22 protein-coding genes are annotated in these 20329 nt (G+C 39.1%); 15 read left to right on the top strand and 7 right to left on the bottom strand.

Features of this window, described 5'->3' with window-relative positions:
• Window positions 1–2: 2 nt before the first annotated feature.
• Both mlaE and I6E80_RS01225 read right to left on the bottom strand, forming a co-directional pair.
• Window positions 3–782: a lipid asymmetry maintenance ABC transporter permease subunit MlaE gene (gene mlaE, locus I6E80_RS01230; RefSeq protein ID WP_197184584.1), complete on the bottom strand. Its 780-nt coding sequence runs from the start codon at window positions 780–782 to the stop codon at window positions 3–5.
• The gene (locus I6E80_RS01225; RefSeq protein ID WP_076915496.1) at window positions 782–1597 is read right to left on the bottom strand and encodes an ATP-binding cassette domain-containing protein; all 816 of its coding nucleotides are present in this window, start codon (window positions 1595–1597) and stop codon (window positions 782–784) included. The genes mlaE and I6E80_RS01225 overlap by 1 nt, the downstream gene beginning before the upstream one ends.
• A 255-nt stretch (window positions 1598–1852) precedes the next feature.
• Here I6E80_RS01225 and I6E80_RS01220 point away from each other — a divergent pair, with 255 nt between their 5' ends.
• The 13 genes from I6E80_RS01220 (at window position 1853) to I6E80_RS01160 (ending at window position 11767) form a co-directional block, all read left to right on the top strand.
• Window positions 1853–2821: a calcium/sodium antiporter gene (locus I6E80_RS01220; protein WP_024599260.1), complete on the top strand. Its 969-nt coding sequence runs from the start codon at window positions 1853–1855 to the stop codon at window positions 2819–2821.
• Window positions 2822–2824: 3 nt separating this feature from the next.
• On the top strand, window positions 2825–3796 hold the full coding sequence (locus I6E80_RS01215; protein WP_197184583.1) for a KpsF/GutQ family sugar-phosphate isomerase: 972 nt from the start codon (window positions 2825–2827) through the stop codon (window positions 3794–3796).
• Window positions 3797–4348 carry a 3-deoxy-manno-octulosonate-8-phosphatase KdsC gene (gene kdsC / locus I6E80_RS01210; RefSeq protein ID WP_007580311.1) on the top strand — a complete coding sequence of 184 codons (552 nt, stop codon included), beginning with the start codon at window positions 3797–3799 and terminating at the stop codon, window positions 4346–4348.
• Window positions 4345–4899, top strand: coding sequence for an LPS export ABC transporter periplasmic protein LptC (gene lptC / locus I6E80_RS01205; protein ID WP_024599258.1), 555 nt, complete (start codon window positions 4345–4347; stop codon window positions 4897–4899). The genes kdsC and lptC overlap by 4 nt, the downstream gene beginning before the upstream one ends.
• Complete coding sequence (gene lptA / locus I6E80_RS01200) at window positions 4889–5434, top strand: lipopolysaccharide transport periplasmic protein LptA (protein WP_024599257.1); 546 nt, start codon at window positions 4889–4891, stop codon at window positions 5432–5434. Before lptC ends, lptA begins: the two co-directional genes overlap by 11 nt.
• Complete coding sequence (gene lptB / locus I6E80_RS01195) at window positions 5431–6156, top strand: LPS export ABC transporter ATP-binding protein (RefSeq protein WP_007580304.1); 726 nt, start codon at window positions 5431–5433, stop codon at window positions 6154–6156. The genes lptA and lptB overlap by 4 nt, the downstream gene beginning before the upstream one ends.
• Window positions 6157–6225: 69 nt before the next feature.
• A complete protein-coding gene (locus tag I6E80_RS01190; RefSeq protein WP_024599255.1) occupies window positions 6226–7725 on the top strand; it encodes an RNA polymerase factor sigma-54 in 1500 nt (499 codons plus the stop codon).
• Window positions 7726–7751: 26 nt separating this feature from the next.
• Window positions 7752–8039 carry a ribosome hibernation promoting factor gene (gene hpf, locus I6E80_RS01185; RefSeq protein ID WP_007580301.1) on the top strand — a complete coding sequence of 96 codons (288 nt, stop codon included), beginning with the start codon at window positions 7752–7754 and terminating at the stop codon, window positions 8037–8039.
• Between the two features lie 4 nt (window positions 8040–8043).
• Complete coding sequence (gene ptsN, locus I6E80_RS01180) at window positions 8044–8496, top strand: PTS IIA-like nitrogen regulatory protein PtsN (RefSeq protein ID WP_024599254.1); 453 nt, start codon at window positions 8044–8046, stop codon at window positions 8494–8496.
• A gap of 18 nt (window positions 8497–8514) precedes the next feature.
• Complete coding sequence (gene rapZ, locus I6E80_RS01175) at window positions 8515–9360, top strand: RNase adapter RapZ (protein WP_024599253.1); 846 nt, start codon at window positions 8515–8517, stop codon at window positions 9358–9360.
• Window positions 9361–9402: 42 nt separating this feature from the next.
• A complete protein-coding gene (locus I6E80_RS01170; protein WP_002957937.1) occupies window positions 9403–9675 on the top strand; it encodes an HPr family phosphocarrier protein in 273 nt (90 codons plus the stop codon).
• Window positions 9676–9800: 125 nt separating this feature from the next.
• A complete protein-coding gene (gene mgtE, locus I6E80_RS01165; protein WP_024599252.1) occupies window positions 9801–11159 on the top strand; it encodes a magnesium transporter in 1359 nt (452 codons plus the stop codon).
• A gap of 56 nt (window positions 11160–11215) precedes the next feature.
• Window positions 11216–11767, top strand: a complete 552-nt coding sequence (locus I6E80_RS01160; protein ID WP_197184582.1) for a protein disulfide oxidoreductase — start codon at window positions 11216–11218, stop codon at window positions 11765–11767.
• Window positions 11768–11955: 188 nt separating this feature from the next.
• On the opposite strand, the gene I6E80_RS01155 is transcribed toward I6E80_RS01160, so the two are convergent.
• Together I6E80_RS01155 and I6E80_RS01150 are read right to left on the bottom strand one after the other, a co-directional pair.
• Complete coding sequence (locus I6E80_RS01155) at window positions 11956–14133, bottom strand: YgiQ family radical SAM protein (RefSeq protein ID WP_024599250.1); 2178 nt, start codon at window positions 14131–14133, stop codon at window positions 11956–11958.
• A 131-nt stretch (window positions 14134–14264) separates the two neighbouring features.
• Entirely contained in the window at window positions 14265–16454 is a 2190-nt protein-coding gene (locus I6E80_RS01150) for an EAL domain-containing protein (RefSeq protein WP_165734635.1), read from the bottom strand.
• Between the two features lie 111 nt (window positions 16455–16565).
• On the opposite strand from I6E80_RS01150, the gene I6E80_RS01145 reads away from it, so the two are divergent.
• Together I6E80_RS01145 and I6E80_RS01140 are read left to right on the top strand one after the other, a co-directional pair.
• Entirely contained in the window at window positions 16566–17147 is a 582-nt protein-coding gene (locus I6E80_RS01145) for an SRPBCC family protein (protein ID WP_007580289.1), read from the top strand.
• Entirely contained in the window at window positions 17116–18003 is an 888-nt protein-coding gene (locus I6E80_RS01140; protein WP_024599247.1) for a TIGR03899 family protein, read from the top strand. Before I6E80_RS01145 ends, I6E80_RS01140 begins: the two co-directional genes overlap by 32 nt.
• A 33-nt stretch (window positions 18004–18036) precedes the next feature.
• On the opposite strand, the gene I6E80_RS01135 is transcribed toward I6E80_RS01140, so the two are convergent.
• Genes I6E80_RS01135 through I6E80_RS01125 form a run of 3 tightly spaced genes read right to left on the bottom strand, consistent with a single transcriptional unit; the run spans window position 18037 to window position 20315 of the window.
• Window positions 18037–18807: a TIGR04219 family outer membrane beta-barrel protein gene (locus tag I6E80_RS01135; RefSeq protein ID WP_076923723.1), complete on the bottom strand. Its 771-nt coding sequence runs from the start codon at window positions 18805–18807 to the stop codon at window positions 18037–18039.
• Between the two features lie 3 nt (window positions 18808–18810).
• On the bottom strand, window positions 18811–19797 hold the full coding sequence (locus tag I6E80_RS01130; RefSeq protein ID WP_002957928.1) for a DUF2333 family protein: 987 nt from the start codon (window positions 19795–19797) through the stop codon (window positions 18811–18813).
• A gap of 8 nt (window positions 19798–19805) precedes the next feature.
• Window positions 19806–20315: a copper chaperone PCu(A)C gene (locus I6E80_RS01125; RefSeq protein ID WP_024599245.1), complete on the bottom strand. Its 510-nt coding sequence runs from the start codon at window positions 20313–20315 to the stop codon at window positions 19806–19808.
• Window positions 20316–20329: the final 14 nt, after the last annotated feature.

The raw sequence follows: 20329 nt of genomic DNA, 5'->3' as shown, positions 1-20329 counted from the left end.
TATTAGCTGGTAAACATTACCGCTGTCAAAATAAAGTCAAAACCTAAAACTGCTAATGACGAATGAACAACCGTTTCGGTGGTTGCTTTGCTGATCCCTTCGGAGGTCGGCACACAGTCATATCCTTTATAAAGCGCAATCCAGGTCACCACTATGGCGAATACAAAACTCTTAATAATACCGTTTAGTATGTCTTGCTGAAACGACACTTGTGATTGCATGATTGACCAAAAACTACCTGTATCAACCCCCAGCCAATCTACACCCACTAAATGAGCGCCTATAATTGCTACGGCTGAAAATATCAAGGCAAGCAATGGCATGCTTATAAAACCCGCCCAAAAGCGTGGTGCAATAATACGTTTTAGCGGATCGATTGCCATCATCTCAAGTGATGAAAGCTGCTCTGTTGCTTTCATTAAGCCAATTTCAGCAGTCAATGCGCTGCCTGCGCGTCCTGCAAACAGTAATGCAGTAACAACCGGGCCCAGTTCTCGCAATAAACTCAGTGCCACTAACGGCCCTAAACTATCCTCAGCGCCATAACCAACTAATACGGTGTAACCTTGTAAAGCCAATACCATGCCGATAAACAAGCCCGACACCATAATAATCAGTAACGATTGCGAACCCACCATATAAAGCTGGCGAACAAGTAACGGTGTGCCTTTTCTAAAATTAGGAACATGCGCTAATGCACTAAACAGCATATAAGCTGAACGACCGAGAGCCGCAAAGCGTCCTAGCGTTTTATGCCCTAGCTTTTGAAATAAATCCAACATTATGCTTTTTCTCCAAGCAGCTCGTCTGCATAAGCTTGAGCCGGAAAATGAAATGGTACCGGACCATCCGACAAGCCTTTTAAAAACTGTTGAACTAAAGGAGATTCGTGATTACGCATTTCATCTGGGGTACCACAACCAATTACCCCTTGATCAGCGATAATTATAACGTGATCGGCAATACTCATTACCTCTGTCACATCGTGCGTCACAATTAAAGACGATAAACCTAATACCTCGTTAAGCGACTTAATTAGCTTAACCAATACGCCCATCGAAATAGGATCTTGTCCTGCAAATGGCTCATCGTACATGATTAGCTCTGGATCAAGTGCTATAGCGCGCGCAAGTGCAGCACGTCTTGCCATACCGCCTGATAACTCAGAGGGCATTAAATCTTTAGCGCCACGTAGCCCAACCGCTTGCAGCTTCATTAATACAACTAATCGAATAAGGTCTTCACTTAGCTTTGTGTGCTCTCTTATAGGAAACGCAATATTGTCAAATACCGACATATCAGTAAACAGCGCACCACTTTGAAAAAGCATGCTCATTTTAGTACGTGCTTCGTATAACTCTTTACGAGACATTTTAGGAATGCTGCCACCTTCAAATAAAATATCACCTGAATCTGGTTTAAGCTGACCACCAATTAAACGCAACATAGTGGTTTTGCCAATTCCGCTTGGCCCCATGATCGCAGTAATTTTACCTTTAGGAACGCTAAAACTCATATTTTTATATATAGTTCTATTGCCTCTCGAAAAGCTAACATCCTTGACTTCTACTATTGATTGCGACAAGTCGCTCTCCATAAAAATGTTCACTAGTGCTCCTATTTTAAAGCTTTTTTGTCAAAGATGGAAAAAACAATTCGTAAGATTTTGTAATACACCTGTGAAAAGGATTATAAGACTCGCTCAAAACAGCTTAACCCCGGCTTAAATTTTTAAATTAGCACTTCAAAAGCAGTACCATCATATAGTTGACCTTACTCTTTTATTTATACTTTCATCTTGGCTTTTGTTACTATTCGCGCCATCTGTATTTTGTATAACTGGCTTAACACAATGGTTACCTCGTTTGTTATTTTAATTCTTGGTTTTGCAGCTCTTGTTTGGAGTGCAGACAGGTTTGTTTATGGCGCTGCGGCTCTTGCTAAAAACTTTGGTGTACCTACACTTATTGTCGGTTTGACCGTTGTAGCCATGGGCTCTTCAGCCCCTGAAATGATGGTTTCAGCCTCTGCTGCTCTGGCTAACAAAACCGACACTGCCGTCGGTAATGCTGTTGGCTCTAACATTACAAACATTTTACTTGTGCTAGGTATTACAGCTCTATTTCGCCCTCTTTCAGTTTCATCTAGTACGTTAAAACGCGAAATGCCATTGGTAATGCTAGTATCTCTTGCTACTTGGTATGTCTTTTCGGATAACTACTTTTCATTTAATGAAGGTGTTGCACTTTTAGTTGGCTTTATCGTATTCATCGGTGGGTTAATTATTGTATCTATGCGTGCAAAAAACCAAGATGACCCATTTGTCTCAGAAGCCTGCGACGACGTACCTAACGATGTACCTACAAAAAAAGCGATATTTTGGTTAGTTATAGGCATGATACTCCTACCTGTTAGCTCTCATTTTTTAATAGGTTCAGCTGTAGACATTGCAAAATACTTCGGCTTAAGCGACTTAGTCATTGGCTTAACAATTATTGCCATTGGTACTAGCTTGCCAGAGCTTGCAGCTTCGGTAGCTGGTGTACTTAAAAATGAAGATGATTTAGCACTAGGTAATATTGTTGGCTCAAATATATTTAATATTCTAGCGGTATTACCACTTGCAGGTATCATTAACCCTTCTGCCATTGACCCATCATTAGTAAGTCGAGACGTATTAATTATGATTGGTGCAACACTTGCTCTTATTATTATGTCATTGAACTTTAGAGGCACCCAACGTATCAATAGAGTAGAAGGCGGCTTATTGCTAATAGCGTTTTTGGGTTACCAAGGGTATATTTTTAGTCAAGTAGGGTAAATGATGACAACGCTAAATTTTATTGAACAAGGTCTTCGCGTTTTAGATGTTGAGCGCCAAGCACTTAGTGATATTGCACAATATGTAGATGAGAATTTTAATAACGCGTGCCAATTAATGTACGACTGCGAAGGCCGTATTATTGTCATTGGCATGGGTAAATCAGGTCATATTGGCAATAAAATCGCGGCCACTCTTGCGAGTACTGGCAGCCCTGCATTTTTTGTTCACCCTGGTGAAGCAAGTCATGGTGATTTAGGTATGATCACTAAAAATGACGTGGTTATGCTTATTTCTAATTCAGGAGAGACCAGCGAAGTTTTAAATATCATTCCGGTTTTAAAACGACTTGGTGCCAAAATGATATCGATGACTGGCAATACGCAATCAACCATGGCGACCCTTGCTAATGTACATGTGTGTATTAAAGTAGAAAAAGAAGCCTGTTCATTGGGTCTAGCTCCTACATCAAGCACCACTGCAACGCTTGCGATGGGCGATGCCATGGCAGTTGCACTATTAGAAGCCCGCGGCTTTACAGCTGATGACTTCGCGCTATCTCACCCAGGTGGTAGTTTAGGCAAGCGCTTACTGCTTACTTTAAAAGATGTTATGCACGGTGGCGCAAATACACCTATTATTAGCGTTTCACAAACAGTTAAAGACGCCCTTATTGAAATGTCCGCCAAAGGTTTAGGCATGACAGCCATTGTTGATGAAAATCAGCAGCTCGTGGGATTATTTACCGATGGCGATTTACGTCGTATTTTAGAGCAAAGAATTGATATTCATACAACACAAATAGATGTTGTTATGACTAAGTCATGTACTACGGCTACACAAGATATTTTAGCCGCTGAAGCGCTTAATATTATGGAACACAAACGTATAAATGGCTTAATCGTCGTCAATGAGAAAAACCAACCTATTGGCGCATTAAACATGCAAGACCTATTAAAAGCAGGAGTGTTATAAATGCAATTTGAAGAACTCTATCAACCGCTGAGCGATGATGCAAAAGCACGCGCTAAAAAAGTAAAGCTACTTATATGCGATATTGATGGTGTATTTTCTGATGGCCGTATTTATCTTGGTAATCAAGGTGAAGAGCTAAAAGCATTTAATACAAAAGATGGTTTTGGCATTAAAGCGCTTATAAACAGTGGCTTTGAAGTGGCTGTAATTACTGGTCGTCATTCACAAATAGTGCAACAACGTATGAGCAGCTTAACCGTACAGCATATTTATCAAGGTCAAGAAAATAAGCTCATTGCCTATCAAGAATTAAAAGACAAACTCAACCTTAGCGATGAACAAATTGCTTATATCGGTGATGATGGCCCTGACATGCCCGTTATGGAATTAGTCGGCTTTGCTGTTGCAGTAAATGATGCCCATCCACTTATTAAACGTTTATCACACTATGTAACGCAAATGCCTGGCGGCTTTGGTGCAGTAAGAGAGCTCACCGACTTACTTATGCTTGAAAATGGTAAAGCGTTGACTACACAAGGCACTAGTTCATGAATGCAGCGCGCATAATATTAAGCGTTTTATTCATTAGCTGTATGGTTTGGCTTTGGTACCCTTATTTTACACAACCAAATATTTTGCCTCAGACTGAGCCTGAAGTTATTGCCAAGCCTGATTACATAGCCATTGAACTCAAACAAACAGCCTATGACGAACAAGGTACAATCAGCCACAAAGTAACTGCGGCTAAAATGGAACTATATCAGCAATTAGGTTTCACGTTTTTTGAAAAACCCATTTTTACTTTATATAACGAAAAGCAAACGTGGCAAATAAATGCAGACGAAGCAACATTATACGAAGACAAACAATTAATTTTAGAAGGTAATGTGGTTGCCAAAAACTTAACCGATAACGCCATGATAGACAAAATCAATGCTGATAATATTCAGGTAGATATAAAGCTATTAACAATGCGCTCGGAGCAACCCGTTATCATCACTGGACCCAATTTAAAAATCACCGGCAAAGGCCTAGAAGCCGACTTAAAAACCGAAGTGATAAAACTAATTAACCATACGCGAACCATATATTATGACCAATAAAATATTAAAATCACTTATTATTCCTACACTTATACTAGCATTTAATAGCAGTGCTGCAGAGCCAAATACACAGCCTGCTGCAAATCAAATATCAATAAGCGCCGATAAGCAAGAAGGTCAATTAAAAGCTAATGTCGGGATTTTTGAGAAAAACGTTGAAATTATTCACGGTAACCGCCGTATTACAGCCGACCGTCTCGAAGTACATAAACGCGATGAACTTGGTGATAATAAGCAATTATTAATTGCCACTGGTAGCCCTGCCCACTTTGAAGAGAAGCAATCAGACGGCACGACTATGAGCGCCAGTGCTGACGAAGTACGTTACGATGTATCTAAGCGTTTTTTAACGCTTGTTGGTAATGCACAGGTATCGCAAGCAGGACAAAAAATAAATGCTAAAAGCATTACCTACGACATTGAGCAACAGCTAATCAGTGCCGAAAAAGATGAAAACTCAACTGACCGCGTTCATACAATTTTAGTACCCATTGAAACTAAAAAAAGTAAAAAAAGCGACAAAGGTCAACCATGAGCACATTAAAAGCAGAACTATTAGCAAAGAGCTATAAAGGCCGTGAAGTTGTAAAAAACGTTGGCCTTGAAGTAAAAGCTGGCAGTATTGTTGGCTTACTTGGCCCTAACGGCGCAGGCAAAACAACCACGTTTTATATGATTGTAGGTCTTGTGCCCAGCGATAAAGGTAAAATATCGATAGATGATAACGATATTACTCTTTTACCTATGCATAGTCGTGCTAGATTAGGCATAGGCTACTTACCGCAAGAGTCTTCAATTTTCAGAAAGCTAACTGTTTATCAAAACTTAATGGCAATTTTAGAAACGCGCAAAGAGTTAAATAAACAAGCTAGAGAAGACACTCTCGATAAATTGTTAGATGAATTTAGCATACAACACATTCGTGATAGCCAAGGTATGGCATTATCAGGTGGCGAACGTCGTCGTGTTGAAATAGCACGTGCGCTGGCAGCAGATCCTAAATTTATATTACTGGATGAACCGTTCGCTGGTGTTGATCCAATTTCAGTATTAGATATAAAGAAAATAATAGAACATCTTAAAAATCGTGGGATTGGAGTATTAATTACCGACCATAACGTAAGAGAAACCCTTGATGTTTGTGAAAAAGCCTACATTGTTTCTCATGGGGAGCTGATTGCATCAGGTACTCCAGAACACGTATTAAATGATAAAACAGTACGCGATGTTTACTTAGGCGAGCAATTTAGGCTGTAACATTTACGCCATGTCTTTAAGCATCTGCTAGTATTAATTATAACAACATAAAAGGATTGTTAGAGATACATGAGGCAATCACTACAGCTGCGCATGGGCCAGCAACTTACAATGACTCCACAGCTGCAACAAGCTATTCGTTTGTTGCAACTCAGTACATTGGATCTCCAGCAAGAAATACAAGAAGCTCTCGACAGCAACCCGCTATTAGAGGTTGAAGAACAAGACTACTCAGAAGATGCTGCTGGCAAAAACGAGCAAAAAGCTGATACCGATGACATAACTGTTAGCGCATCTGCCGATGATGCTCCAAGCGAATACGAACAAGATAGTGGTGAAGCACTTGCGAAAGACACGCTAAGTGACGACATGGCTATGGATGTTAGCTGGGATGAGTACATGAGTGCCGCTCCTGCAGCATCATCGGGTCCAATGCCTGAAGATGAATCAATTTATCAAGGTGCCTCTACAGAGACGCTCCATGAGTATTTAATGTGGCAGTTACAATTAACGCCATTTAGCCCTACAGACGAAGCTATTGCTATTGCCATCGTAGAAGCAGTTGATGATTCAGGTATTTTAACACTAAGCTGCGAAGAGATTTTAGAAAGCTTTAATCAAGAAAACGAAGATGATAACGAAGTCGAACTTGATGAAATTGAAGCTGTATTAAAGCGCATCCAACTGTTTGATCCTGTTGGTATTGCTGCACGTAGTTTACAAGAGTGTTTGTGTATTCAGCTTAACCAGTTTGATAAAGAAACACCTTACATTAATGAAACAAAAATGATTTTAACCGAGCATATTGATTTATTAGCTGCTCGTGACTATCGTACATTAATGAAGAAAACCAAGCTCAAAGAAGAAGAGCTTAAAGAAGTAATGACATTAATCCATACTCTTAGTCCTAAGCCAGCAGATACTATTGTAAGAGAAGAATCTGAGTATGTTATTCCAGACGTGTCAGTTAAAAAAATTAAAGGCCGCTGGGTTGTTGAGTTAAACCCAGATAGCATGCCTAAAATTCGTGTTAATAGCCAATACGCTGCAATGTCTCGCACTGTAAAATCCAGTGGTGACAGCCAGTTTATTCGCTCGCATTTACAAGAAGCTAAATGGTTTATTAAAAGCTTAGAAAGTAGAAACGACACGCTATTAAAAGTAACTAATTGTATTGTTAAGCAACAACAAGGCTTTTTTGAACACGGCCCTGAAGCAATGAAACCGATGGTTTTAAATGATGTTGCTGAAATGGTAGAAATGCACGAATCAACAATTTCGCGCGTAACAACTCAAAAGTATATGCATACACCCCGTGGTATATTTGAGCTTAAATACTTTTTCTCAAGCCATGTAAGCACCGAAAACGGTGGTGAATGTTCATCTACAGCAATTCGTGCACTTATCCGCAAATTAATCGCTGCAGAAAACTCAGCAAAACCATTGAGTGATAGTAAAATAGCGGATATATTGGCTGAGCAAGGAATTAAAGTAGCAAGACGTACAATCGCAAAATACCGCGAATCTCTGGCTATTCCACCGTCAAATCAACGTAAAAGCTTGATCTAAGACGCAAAAAAAAGAGGGTAATGCTTATGCAACTAAACTTAACTGGTCGTCACGTAGAATTAACCGATTCACTAAGAGACTATATTAATACCAAATTTGCGAAGCTAGAAAGACACTCTGATCATATTAATAATGTTCATGTCATTCTCGATGTAGAAAAATTAAATCAAAAAGCAGAAGCCACAATACATGTAAGTGGTGCTGAGCTATTTGCATCTACGGAACATCAAGATATGTATGCCGCCATTGACTCGTTGATCGACAAGCTCGATCGACAAGTGATTAAACACAAAGAGAAGCTTGCTCGACACTAATATGATGAAATTAAGCTCACTTATATGCCAGGACTGCAGCAAAGCTGCGGTCCTTTTTAATAGCAAAAAAAGGATTTTAGAGTTCATTAGCGAACTTGCTCACGACAAACTTCCGTATTTACCGCAACAGGATATCCTTACTGCTTTAATGAGTAGAGAGAAACTGGGTAGTACAGGTATTGGCCGTGGCATTGCCATTCCTCATGGTCGAATGAGCGGTGCAGAAGAGCCTTTAGCTTTAGTACTCGTTAGCGAAACTCCAATAAATTTTGATGCAATAGATAATCGTCCTGTTGATATTTTTGTCGCACTCATCGTACCAGATGGCGATAACCAACAGCACTTAAAGACTCTCGCAACCATTGCTGATAAACTAAACAACAAAGATTTTTGTAAACAGTTACGCTGTGCAAAATCAGATGCTGAGCTTTACCAAGTTATTGTCGATCAATCATAGTTTTATAAAGGGTGTTAAATGGAGTTAATTATCATAAGCGGCCGTTCTGGTTCTGGAAAGTCGGTTGCTTTACGCGTTGTAGAAGATTTAGGCTATTATTGCGTAGATAATATTCCAGTTAACTTGCTTCCTTCATTAGTTCGCAGTGTGTCTGATAGCTACGATAAAATTGCTGTTAGCATTGATGTGCGAAACATCCCTAAAGAGCAAGATGAATTTAACGATATTCTTGAATACTTACCAGGCTTTGCAAATCCTACGTTATTTTATTTAGATAGCGACGATCAAACGTTGATAAAACGCTTTTCAGAAACACGCAGGTTACACCCACTATCAATTGACTCGCTGCCTCTTGATTTAGCCATCAAAAAAGAAAAAGAATTACTTGATGTATTAATCACCCGCGCCGACTTTATGATAGACACAACTGATTTAAGCGTTCACCAGCTTGCTGAATCTATTCGTGAAAAGATTTTAGGTAAAAAAGATAAGCAACTAATTGTCACGTTTGAATCGTTTGGTTTTAAACACGGTATACCAAAAGAAGCAGACTATGTATTTGATGCGCGTTTTTTACCAAATCCACACTGGGAACCTGAATTAAAACCTTTAAATGGGTTAGATCAACCCGTTAAAGATTATTTGGCCAATCACAGCATAGTACAAAAATTCACATGGCAAATTCAAACATTTGTACAAACGTGGTTACCGCACTTAGAGCGAAATAACCGCAGTTATTTAACCATTGCTATTGGGTGTACAGGCGGACAACATCGCTCTGTATATTTAGCGCAAACTATCGGTGAAAGTTTTGCAATGACACATCCCAATGTAAAAATTCGCCATCGTGAACAAGAAAAATAATAGAGCTGAATAATCACCTGTTCAGCTTAGGTAGAGTAAGTTATGCACTGTGAAGACACTTTTTTAATAAAAAACAAATTAGGCTTACACGCTAGAGCAGCTACTGTGCTTGCGCAGTTAGCAGTACAATTTGATGCGACAATCACATTATTTCAAGATGATAAAGAAGCCGCGGGCGATAGCGTACTTGCACTAATGTTACTTGAAAGTAGCCAAGGCAAAGAAGTAAAAGTTGTATGCAAAGGCCCGGATTCTGAGCAAGCTTTACATGCTGTTGGAGAGTTAATAGCACAACGTTTTAATGAGCAAGAATAAACAGTTATAAAAATAATGCTCGCATTACTAACGCCTCAACTAAAACAGATATATAAATACGGTTAGTGACGCCAGTTAACTCACCTCTCCCCATAAAGTAATATAAAAATTTATAAAGGACGCCAATGCCTGAAGCTTTTGAACAAGATTACCCACTACAGCAACTAAAACAGGTGACTAAGTCACTCAATAGTGGTCAATTTGTTCAAGTTAGGCGCATGCTCGCAAAAACAGCTCCTTGTGATACCGCATTATTATTAGAATCATCCCCCCATAAAATTCGCCGACTCCTCTGGCAGTTGGTTGATCCTGATGTGCAAGGCGATGTTCTTGAAGAACTATCAGAAGATGTTCGTTTAGGCATTATTGCCCAGATGGAACCTAAGCACATTGCAGCCGCAACAGAGGATATGGGCCACGATGACTTAGGTGAAGTATTACGTAGTCTGCCAGACACCGTTTATAAAGACGTTGTTAGCGCGATGGACATTCAAGACCGTGAACGTGCAACACAAGCACTTTCGTATCAAGAGCGCTCTGCTGGCGCGCTAATGAACACCGATACGGTGACCATTCGCCCCGACGTTACGCTTGATGTTGTACTTAGGTATATTAGGCTACGCGGTGAGTTACCAGAAGGTACCGATGACTTGTATGTTGTTGATAAGCATAACTGCTTTATAGGCGCTTTATCACTCAGTACATTATTAACTAACCCGCCAGAAAAAATTGTTCGCGATTTAATGGATGAAGATTGTGAGTCTATCCCAATCTCTATGGATGAAAGTGAAGTCGCGCAATTATTTGAACGTCATAATTGGATATCGGCCCCCGTAGTTGATGATAACGATCAGCTCCTTGGTCGTGTCACTATCGATGATATTGTTGACGTAATAAGAGAAGATGCGGAGCATAGCTTACTAAGTTTAGCCGGTCTTGATGATGAAGAAGATACCTTTGCACCAGTACTAAAAAGCTCTAAAAAACGCTCAGTTTGGTTAGGTGTCAACTTACTAACTGCACTTGCAGCTGCTTTTGTAGCTAGCTTTTTTGAAGGAACTTTAGATGTTTTACCTATTTTAGCTGTACTTAACGGTATTGTCCCTTCTATGGGTGGTGTTGCAGGCAGCCAATCATTAACGCTTGTTATTCGTGGTATTGCGGTAGGTCATATAAATCAAACAAACCAACGTTTCTTGATGATGAAAGAGCTTGCTATTGGCGCGTTAAACGGTGTTTTGTGGTCGTTGTTAATAGCAGGTGTTATAGCACTATGGCAGTGGGACTTTATGCTTGGTGGCGTACTCGCCTTCGCTATGTTTATGAACTTAGTGGTGGCAGGTGTTGCTGGTGCGAGTATCCCTATTATTCTTAAGAGAATGAATATAGACCCAGCACTTGCAGGGAGTGTAGTGCTAACCACGGTGACAGATATTGTGGGTATATTCGCCTTTTTAGGTACTGCTACTTGGTTGCTGGTTTAAATTAGAAACTTTTGCAAATAACTAAAGTAAAAAACACTTAGGGTAAAGCTGCAGCTATGACAACGGATACCAAAAATAAAAAAGACACACCTAAAAAAACGCCAAAACAAAAAGGGCTATCAATATTAAAAAGTGTATTGATATATGGCTCTATATTTTTCGTAATTTATAACGCTGTTAATTGGTGGAGGCAACCGGTCATGCCTGCAAATCCTCAATTACAATTAATCGATTATAAAGGGCAAAACATTGATTTAGCAGCAATGAGCCAAGACAAACCAACACTTGTCTATTTTTGGGGAACTTGGTGCCCTATTTGTAGTATTACCTCCCCTGCCATAAACGAACTCGCAAACGAGAATAACTACCCTGTCGTGAGCATCGCAATAAAATCAGGCTCGGATCAAAAACTACATGAGTATCTAAATGATCATGGCTACAGTTTTACCACTGTCAACGATCAACACGGTGAGATATTTGCCGATTGGCAAGGGCAAGTCACGCCATCTTATATAATCTTAAAAGATAATAAAATGACGCAAGGGCTAACAGGCATTCAGCCGTTATGGTCTCTTAAATTACGTTTGTGGTTATCATCAACGTTTTAAAAAACTAACTAGAAGTATATAGGCTCTAAATACGCCAATCTTAAGGGGAGTTTCTGAAAGCTCGCTCTTTATTACCTACAATAATATAGCCAATAAAGAGCAAGGTTTACTTAATTTACGTACTAAAGAGGCTTAAAAATCCTTAGCGTAATTAAACTAATTACGCTAGATATTAATAGATTAGATTACTAACGTGTACTTTGACGATTACCGCCTACTTTTGGTTTAGTGTTTGCTTTTTTAAATTGGCTAAAACCGGTATGTCGCGTTAGTGCCGGACGTCCGCCTTTACTGCGACCTTTACCTGCTTTTTCATCACGCCCTTCTTCAGGCACTAAACAGTTAGGCCCTTTACCAATTAAATTAGCTTTACCCATTTTACGCAGTGCTTCGCGTATCATCGGCCAACCTGCTGCATCATGGTAGCGTAAAATAGCTTTATGTAATCTACGTTGGCGAGCACCTTTAGGTACTGGAACAACTTCTGTATTGTTTTTTATATTACGTAAAGAGTTCATCTCTGTATGGTAAATAGTCGTTGCATTAGCCATCGGTGACGGGTAAAAATTTTGTACCTGATCAAGCTTAAAGTCGTTTGATTTAAGCCATAAAGCCATGTTTACCATGTCTTCGTCTTTTGTACCTGGATGAGCTGATATAAAGTAAGGAATTAAATACTGCTTTTTACCTGCTTCTTTAGAGTACTTATCAAATAATTCTTTAAATTGATCATACGCGCCCATACCTGGTTTCATCATTTTTGATAATGGACCATCCTCTGTATGCTCCGGCGCTATTTTTAAGTAGCCGCCCACATGATGCGTTACTAATTCTTTAACGTAACGAGGGTCGCGTACAGCTAGGTCATAACGTACACCAGAAGCAATCAAAACCTTTTTAATACCCTTAACTTCACGTGCTTTTTTATATAAGTCTATTGTTGGCGTATGGTCGGTATCCATGTGCTTACAAATCTCAGGGTACACACATGATAAGCGTCTACAGGTACTTTCTGCTTTTTTACTCGTACAACGCAGTTTATACATATTTGCCGTTGGGCCACCTAAATCAGAAATCACACCAGTAAAGCCAGGTACTTTATCTCTAATCTGTTCAATTTCTTCAATAATAGATTCTTGCGAACGACTTTGAATAATACGCCCTTCATGCTCCGTAATTGAGCAAAACGAACAACCACCAAAACAACCGCGCATAATATTTACCGATGTTTTTATCATGTCGTAAGCAGGAATTTTAGAGTCGCCGTAACTTGGGTGAGGAATTCGCTGATACGGTAAACCAAACACAGCGTCCATCTCATGTGTTTCTAATGGGTATGCAGGCGGGTTTACCCAAATAGAGCGATCGCCGTGTCGCTGAAACAGCGCTCTTGCACAACCAGGGTTTGTTTCTTGATGTAAAATACGCGAAGCGTGGGCGTATAGAGGTTTGTTAACACTTACTTGCTCATAAGCAGGTAACTTAACGTAAGTTTTTTCCCACGGTTTAGGTCGCGCAGGCTGAACCATGATTGGTTTTGCAGCTTCCGCCTTTAAATCAATACCCGCTTGTTTAAATTCAGATTTGCTACAGCCAACATCATCAGCGCCGTATGGATTTGGAATTGGATCAATTTTACCAATTTTATCTATAGCGGTAGAGTCACTACCACGCCAACCTGGTAAAGGTTCTTTTCTAATAACAGCCGTGCCGCGAATATCTTGAATAGTATCCATTGTTTCGCCTGCGGCAATACGATGCGCAACTTCAACTAACGGACGCTCTGCGTTACCGTAAATTAAAATATCAGCTTTAGCATCAAACAAAATACTACGACGTACTTTTTCTTGCCAATAGTCGTAATGAGCAATACGACGAAGACTCGCTTCAATACCACCAATAACAATTGGTATTCCTTTGTATGCTTCACGACATTTTTGCGAGTAAATCATTACGGCGCGATCTGGACGTTTACCACCTACGTTATCTGGCGTGTAAGCATCATCGTGGCGCATACGCTTTTCAGCTGTATAGCGATTGATCATCGAATCCATGTTGCCAGCTGTTACACCAAAAAATAAATTCGGTCTGCCTAGCTCCATAAATGCATCTTTAGAGTCCCACGCGGGCTGGGCAATAATACCCACTCTAAAGCCTTGCGCTTCAAGTACACGGCCAATTACCGCCATACCAAAGCTAGGATGATCAACGTACGCGTCACCACTAATTATTATTATGTCGCAGCTATCCCAGCCAAGTGCATCCATTTCTTCACGTGTAGTTGGTAAAAATGGCGCGGTGCCATAACATTCAGCCCAATATTTAGGGTATGAAAATAAGGCGCGCTTAGCTTTGAGTGTGCTCATAATTGTGGCCGTAGAATAACAAAAGGCGCGAATTATACCCTACTAAATTGTTTATATATACAAAGTAGTCAAAGCATATCGCACCTTAAATTCTAAATCGTTCATTAGCTTAAATAATAAATTAATCTTTTTTAGCGTTTATTTATAAATTCTATTAATTCATTCTCAGGCATGGGTTTAGCATACATAAACCCTTGTACCTCATCACACCCTAAATTCTTTAAAAACTGGGCTTGCGCTTGTGTTTCGACCCCTTCAGCAATCGTTTTTAAACCCAACTTAGCGCCAAGTGATATAACTAAAGCAGCAATAGCACCTGTATCATCGTTTGGTAAACCCTTTATAAATGCGCGGTCTATCTTTAATCTATCCAGGGGCAAACTTTGAATATAGCTTAGCGACGAAAAACCAGTGCCAAAGTCATCAATAGCAACTTCCAACCCTAGTTCTTTAAGCTCTCTTAGAGTATTAATAACAGTTTCTAGCTCATCCATTACTACGCTCTCGGTAACTTCTAATTCTATGTTCTTTGGCTTAACACCATATTTTAACAATGTATTTTTAACAGTTTGTGCATAGCCTTTTACTTTAAACTGCGGAACAGACACATTAACCGCAATACAAATTTCTGTACCCATATTTTCTAGGCGCTTTTGCTGTTGGCAAGCTTGCTCTAATACCCACTGCCCTATATCGACAATTAAGCCAGCATCCTCTGCAAGTGGTACAAATACAGCTGGTGATATATACACGCCATCACCTGTCGGCCAGCGTAATAATGCTTCACACCCAATTAGCGATAAATCATCTAGTGCAAGTTGGGGTTGATACCATACCTCTAACTTATTCCGAGCAAAGTCATGACGTAGCTGCCTAATAATACCTAAACGCCAAGCCATTTTATCTTGCATATCAATACTGTAATAAACGCCTTCTTTATGCTTTGCTTTTTTAGCTTGATTAAGTGCGATATAAGCAACTTTCAGTGTATCAATACCACTACTTTGAAAGTCTTGTTGTTGGCATAAGCCCACTCTAAAGTCGATAGGCAGTAAATGTTCTTCTGCGTAAAATGGAATACCTAGTTGCTCATTCAATTTTTTTAAGTCAAATTCGTCTTGGCGAATAATAAACCCAAAAACATCTGCGCCAATACGTGAAAGTAATTTAGCTGATTGGTAATTTTCTTTTAGCCTTTGAACAATACCAATTAATACTTTATTACCGACCTCTTGCCCTAAGCCATTATTAATATCTGCAAAGTTAACTACATCAAGTAATACAAATACATAATCATTAACGTGCGGCTTTTGATAATGCACTACCCGTTCAATAAAGTTAGTACGATTTGAAATACCAGTAAGCACATCTTTATAAGCTGCATCTCTTAACTTTACAAATAGCCTTATGTTATCAAGTGCTACACTTACATTAGTTAAGAAAATTTCAGCAAATTGCAGCTGTGCTTGTAAGGGGGTGTGGTCGCACTCTATATATAAAGCCGCTTTTCGATGTTTGCTTTTTAATATAAATGTTGAACTTGAATCTATATGTTGGTGCTTTGACAAAGCAAAACATGACTCAACTTGTTCAAATACTCTGCTATCAACATTAATTAATTTTTCACCAAAATAGCCTTCGTAATGCCCACAACCACCTAATACTTGAATAAAGTCATCGCCATCCAACTTGCTACAAACAAGCCCTCTAGGTGCGCACTTTAAAATAACACTCATATGCTTGATGACTTCTTTGCATAATTGCTTAATATCAGTAAGTCCTAAAATAGACTTTGATGCTGAAACAATCGTGTTCATCGCATCACTTTGATATTCAAGCTGGCATACCTGCTCGTATGAGCGAATAGCCGTTATAAGCGAAGTTAATAACTTAGAGCGAGTAAGCTCTGTTTTCGTTTTATAATCATTTATGTCGTATTCTCGTATTACTTTTTCTTCTGGTGTATTGCCTGCTTGCCCTGTTCTTAAAATAATTCTTACATGTTGATTATTTAATTCGTCACGCACTCTTTTTACAACCTGCAAACCGGCATCGTCAGTTTCCATAACAACATCTAAAAAAATAACCGAAATATTTTTATTTTTAGCTAACACTTCTATTGCTTCTGCACCCGAATAAGCATCGTGAAATCGCAAACCAGCCCCTAAAAACTCAACTCCAGACAAAGCTAATTTTGTTACAGAATGAATCTCAGGTTCGTCATCAACAATTAAAATATCCCAAAACTTAGTCTGCTCAACAACAGCATCGTCTTCAAAATCTTGTTCAAAAAATAAAAAATCGTTTTGATCTGACGACATTCGCTCTCCTAAGTAGCAATCTATAAATTATTTTTGGTTTATAATCTAATTCATACTATAGTCGATTAATAAAAAGTTGTTGTATTTCAACTTGAAAAACTAATAAAAGGTGTGCTTATTAAACCATTAAAAATATTAATCAAATGCGTGCTGTTATTACTATTGGTATTGGCACTGGTAGGGCTAATACTGCCTCAAAGTTATAGTGTAAATAAAACAATCGAAATTAATGCCAATCTTAAAGTAATAAAGCCGCTTATCACCGACTTTAGTCAATGGCAAAAATGGTCTCCATGGGAAAAAGTAGACCCCAGCATACGTTTTACTTTGGGCGAACCCAGTTCTGGCCTAGGAGCTCATCAGTCTTGGAAAGGAAAATGGGGGTATGGTGAAATGATCATAACTTCGGTAAGCCAAAATAAAGTCAGCTTCAACATACTTTTAAATGCTGAACATATTATCAGAGGCACTTTTAACCTTAGCGAGCAAAACGGTATAGTTACGTTAATATGTAATATTAAAGGTCAAACAACGGCTCCTTTAATATCTGGTTACACTGCAATTTTAAGCGAGTACGTACTCAGTAATACAGTTTCACTGGGGTTAAATAACCTTCAAACTGTTGCACAGCTTAGTGATCCACAAAGGATAATGCACAGTCATGACAGTCAAAACAGCACAGGCGAGAATTAATCTAGCCAACATCATTGAATCCTTACTTGGTTACCCTATAACAAAAGTAGGAAGTAACGGTGTACTACCTACTAACGAGCAGAGTTACGATATTAAGGGCCAAATTAAGCCACTTTATCATATCAATAGTGAAAACTCTGTTTTAGCTCGTGCTCAAAAGCGCCAAGATTTATTACTTATTAAACAACAACAAAATATAGAATCAATTTTAGCAATGGCTATGGGATTTTGCCCTGATGTAGCAAGTAGTAAACAGCCCGATGTTGACTGGGTAGAACACTTTATAGCCCTATGTGAAGATACCTCAAATGCGTCAATGCAAATTTTATGGGCCAAAATTTTAACGGGAGAAACCCTTAATCCTGGTACGTTTTCAATTAAAAGCCTACAAACTTTAAAACATATGACACAGCGAGAAGCAGACTCTTTGCAAAAATGTGTGTCGCTCTCAGGCTATAACGAAAAAGACGACAGCCACTTTATATTACTCGGCTTTTACAAAAAACCGTCCTTGTTTGATTTGCTACGAAAAGGCAATAAAGTATCTCTAAATTTAGGAAAAACGGGTATTAGCTTTCCTGATATTTTAACGCTCATGGATCTTAATTTACTGTATAGAAAAGAAATTGAATCTGCAGTGCTTAAAGCGGGGCAAGAGCTTACCCTTTCATTTTTATCGCAAAAAGTAACGTTAAAGGCAAAGAGTAGTGATTTGGTATTAAGCTATTACAAATTTACGCAAACAGGTGATGAGCTTTCTAAACTCATTAATTTCCCTGTCAATAAGGTCTATAAGCAGTTGATTAATAATGCGCTAGAGGGAGAGTTTGATTTAGCGTGGCACGCAATAAAATAAAATGCCACGCTTTGTTTAATTAGAAAATACTAATTAAAAATGAACCTGAATACCCGCAAATGGGCCAGATGCATCAATATCAGTAGTAATATCATCTACATCATCAAGTTCTAATACCATAGAGCGGTAACCGGCTTTAACAGCAACATCTACTGCTAGGTTATCAATAAGTTCCCACGCTACGCCTACTTGGTAATCTTGTACTTTGCTATCGTCAATAGCCAAAAAGCTACCTTCAAAAAATACACTTAAACCAGTAAATGGTAAGCCAGCTTCGGCACGGCCGTATGCAAGAGGAACAAAACCGGAGAAGTCTTTGGTTTCGGTAAAGTTAGTACCACCATTTTGGGTAGTGCCACTTACAACAATATCACCGTCAAACTGTTTAGCATTTAAACCTAGATCTATTGAAATTAAGTCATTATCAAAAATTTCATAATAAAAAATATAATCAATATGCGTTAAATCACTTACCGTATTTACAGTAGAACCAACAACATAATCAGAACCATTGAAGCTAAATGTATCTGTAAGCAGCGCTGAACCATTTAGCTCAAGCTCTGTATACTTTAATTTAATATTTGGAACTAGTGGCACTGGGTGCTCAAGCGCCGCGTAGTAACTTACAAAAGTCTCATCTTCAAAATCAAAATCTTGAGATGCATTATTTTTGTAAGAAAATTGGCCATCGTTATCTGACTTCCATCCATCAACACCTACATATAAACCTAATAGGGTGTCAGCTTGCGCCGCTGGTGCTAAACATGCCATTGAAAGGGCTGCTGCTAAACAATACTTTTTCATTTTTTATCCTTGAGCTAGTAGTTCGCTAAGTTCGATTAAAGCCGCATTGGCTCTAGAAATATAATTTGCCATAACTAAAGAGTGGTTAGCAACATAGCCAAAACCATTCCCGTTTAAAATAAGTGGGCTCCATACTGTTTCTTGAGTTGCCTCAAGTTCACGTATGATTTGTTGTAAACTTACACGTGCATTTTTCTTTTCAAGTACATCATTAAAGTCATACTCTATCGCTTGTAAAAAGTGTAGTAACGCCCAAGTAGCACCGCGCGACTCGTAAAACACGTCGTCAATTTCTAACCACGGCGTTCTTACTTGTTGTTGTAGTGGAGCAAGAGTTGCTTGTTTATTAGATGAATTACCTGCTAAATCGGTATTCACTTTTTCTTGGCCTACACTGGCGCTTAAACGCTGACTTAAACTACCTAAACGTTTTTCAGCTTCTTTAAGCCAACTACGTAAGTTATCTGCTCGTGCGTAAAATTGGCTATCGCGCTCATGCTCGTTAGCAATTTGTCCTCGATATACCATTAAGTAGTCAATACCTTTTTGGTACTCACCTTCAGCACTTGGCCATGCCCATGCTTCAGAGCTTATATTAAACTGTGGCTGCGCCTTTTTAAGTGCTTCATGTTCAGTAGACTGTGATTGTGAACGACTAAAATCTTTTCGCATAGAAAGCGATAAATCACGTACCATTTCTAGCGCACCATATTCCCACGCTGGCATATCATCCATAATAATACTTGGCGGTATTACATCATTTGATAAGTATCCACCCGGTTTATCGAGTAAGGTATTGGCTACTGTAATCAATGTAGAAGTAGTTACATAACCCGTTACTATTTTTTCATTACGAAGCTGCGCTTGCTCTTTAGCGTTTGCAACAACGTCAAAACGTGAAGGTTCAGTGCTCCAATAAACAGCAATTGCGTAAAAAATGATAAGCAGTAAAACAACTATTCCTGCTATTTTTCCTTTATGTTGCGACATGTGTACTCCTAATGGTGAGCGTGTTGAGTAGAAGGTTTCGACTGTTTAGCTTGAGCTTCAAGCGACACGACTTGAGCATTAGTAAACAAGCGATTACCGTCACTAAAATATAGCGTGAGTTTACGTTCTTGCCCTACTTTTAATGGCTCTTGTGGTTCAAATACCATTAAATGATAACCGCCAGGTTGAAAACTGACACTTTCATGAGCTTTAATTTCAACCGATTTAACTTGTTGCATTTTCATCATGCCGTCTACATGTGAGTGCTCGTGTATTTCAACACGGCCCAAGCCATCAAGCGTTGCCTTAGTTAAAGTTGCTGCTGTTCCGCCGTGATTAGTAAGCGTTAAGTAACCTACAGTTGAAGTACTGCCAGGTAAAAACTCTCTAACTTGCGCGTTAGCTACTTCGAGTACAGCCACATCAGAAGCATGTTCATGTCCTGAGTGCGCCGCCAACGATGACGAAAAAAAACTAAATAGTAATGCAGAAGCCATCGAAAAACATAGTTTCGTCATCATTCTTATCCTTA

The organism is Pseudoalteromonas sp. NSLLW218 (assembly GCF_015864775.1).
Lineage (GTDB): Bacteria > Pseudomonadota > Gammaproteobacteria > Enterobacterales > Alteromonadaceae > Pseudoalteromonas.
The sequence above is the reverse complement of the archived record's forward strand: the minus strand, read 5'-3'. Positions and strand labels throughout refer to the sequence as shown.

Coding starts and splice junctions, on each gene's coding strand:
- I6E80_RS01135 (WP_076923723.1), bottom strand. CDS start 18,807: ATGAAAAAGTATTGTTTAGCAGCAGCCCTTTCAATGGCATGTTTAGCA.
- I6E80_RS01190 (WP_024599255.1), top strand. CDS start 6,226: ATGAGGCAATCACTACAGCTGCGCATGGGCCAGCAACTTACAATGACT.
- I6E80_RS01170 (WP_002957937.1), top strand. CDS start 9,403: ATGCACTGTGAAGACACTTTTTTAATAAAAAACAAATTAGGCTTACAC.
- ptsN (WP_024599254.1), top strand. CDS start 8,044: ATGAAATTAAGCTCACTTATATGCCAGGACTGCAGCAAAGCTGCGGTC.
- rapZ (WP_024599253.1), top strand. CDS start 8,515: ATGGAGTTAATTATCATAAGCGGCCGTTCTGGTTCTGGAAAGTCGGTT.
- kdsC (WP_007580311.1), top strand. CDS start 3,797: ATGCAATTTGAAGAACTCTATCAACCGCTGAGCGATGATGCAAAAGCA.
- hpf (WP_007580301.1), top strand. CDS start 7,752: ATGCAACTAAACTTAACTGGTCGTCACGTAGAATTAACCGATTCACTA.
- I6E80_RS01140 (WP_024599247.1), top strand. CDS start 17,116: ATGACAGTCAAAACAGCACAGGCGAGAATTAATCTAGCCAACATCATT.
- I6E80_RS01125 (WP_024599245.1), bottom strand. CDS start 20,315: ATGACGAAACTATGTTTTTCGATGGCTTCTGCATTACTATTTAGTTTT.
- mgtE (WP_024599252.1), top strand. CDS start 9,801: ATGCCTGAAGCTTTTGAACAAGATTACCCACTACAGCAACTAAAACAG.
- lptB (WP_007580304.1), top strand. CDS start 5,431: ATGAGCACATTAAAAGCAGAACTATTAGCAAAGAGCTATAAAGGCCGT.
- mlaE (WP_197184584.1), bottom strand. CDS start 782: ATGTTGGATTTATTTCAAAAGCTAGGGCATAAAACGCTAGGACGCTTT.
- I6E80_RS01155 (WP_024599250.1), bottom strand. CDS start 14,133: ATGAGCACACTCAAAGCTAAGCGCGCCTTATTTTCATACCCTAAATAT.
- I6E80_RS01130 (WP_002957928.1), bottom strand. CDS start 19,797: ATGTCGCAACATAAAGGAAAAATAGCAGGAATAGTTGTTTTACTGCTT.
- lptA (WP_024599257.1), top strand. CDS start 4,889: ATGACCAATAAAATATTAAAATCACTTATTATTCCTACACTTATACTA.
- I6E80_RS01215 (WP_197184583.1), top strand. CDS start 2,825: ATGACAACGCTAAATTTTATTGAACAAGGTCTTCGCGTTTTAGATGTT.
- I6E80_RS01220 (WP_024599260.1), top strand. CDS start 1,853: ATGGTTACCTCGTTTGTTATTTTAATTCTTGGTTTTGCAGCTCTTGTT.
- I6E80_RS01150 (WP_165734635.1), bottom strand. CDS start 16,454: ATGTCGTCAGATCAAAACGATTTTTTATTTTTTGAACAAGATTTTGAA.
- I6E80_RS01160 (WP_197184582.1), top strand. CDS start 11,216: ATGACAACGGATACCAAAAATAAAAAAGACACACCTAAAAAAACGCCA.
- I6E80_RS01225 (WP_076915496.1), bottom strand. CDS start 1,597: ATGGAGAGCGACTTGTCGCAATCAATAGTAGAAGTCAAGGATGTTAGC.
- lptC (WP_024599258.1), top strand. CDS start 4,345: ATGAATGCAGCGCGCATAATATTAAGCGTTTTATTCATTAGCTGTATG.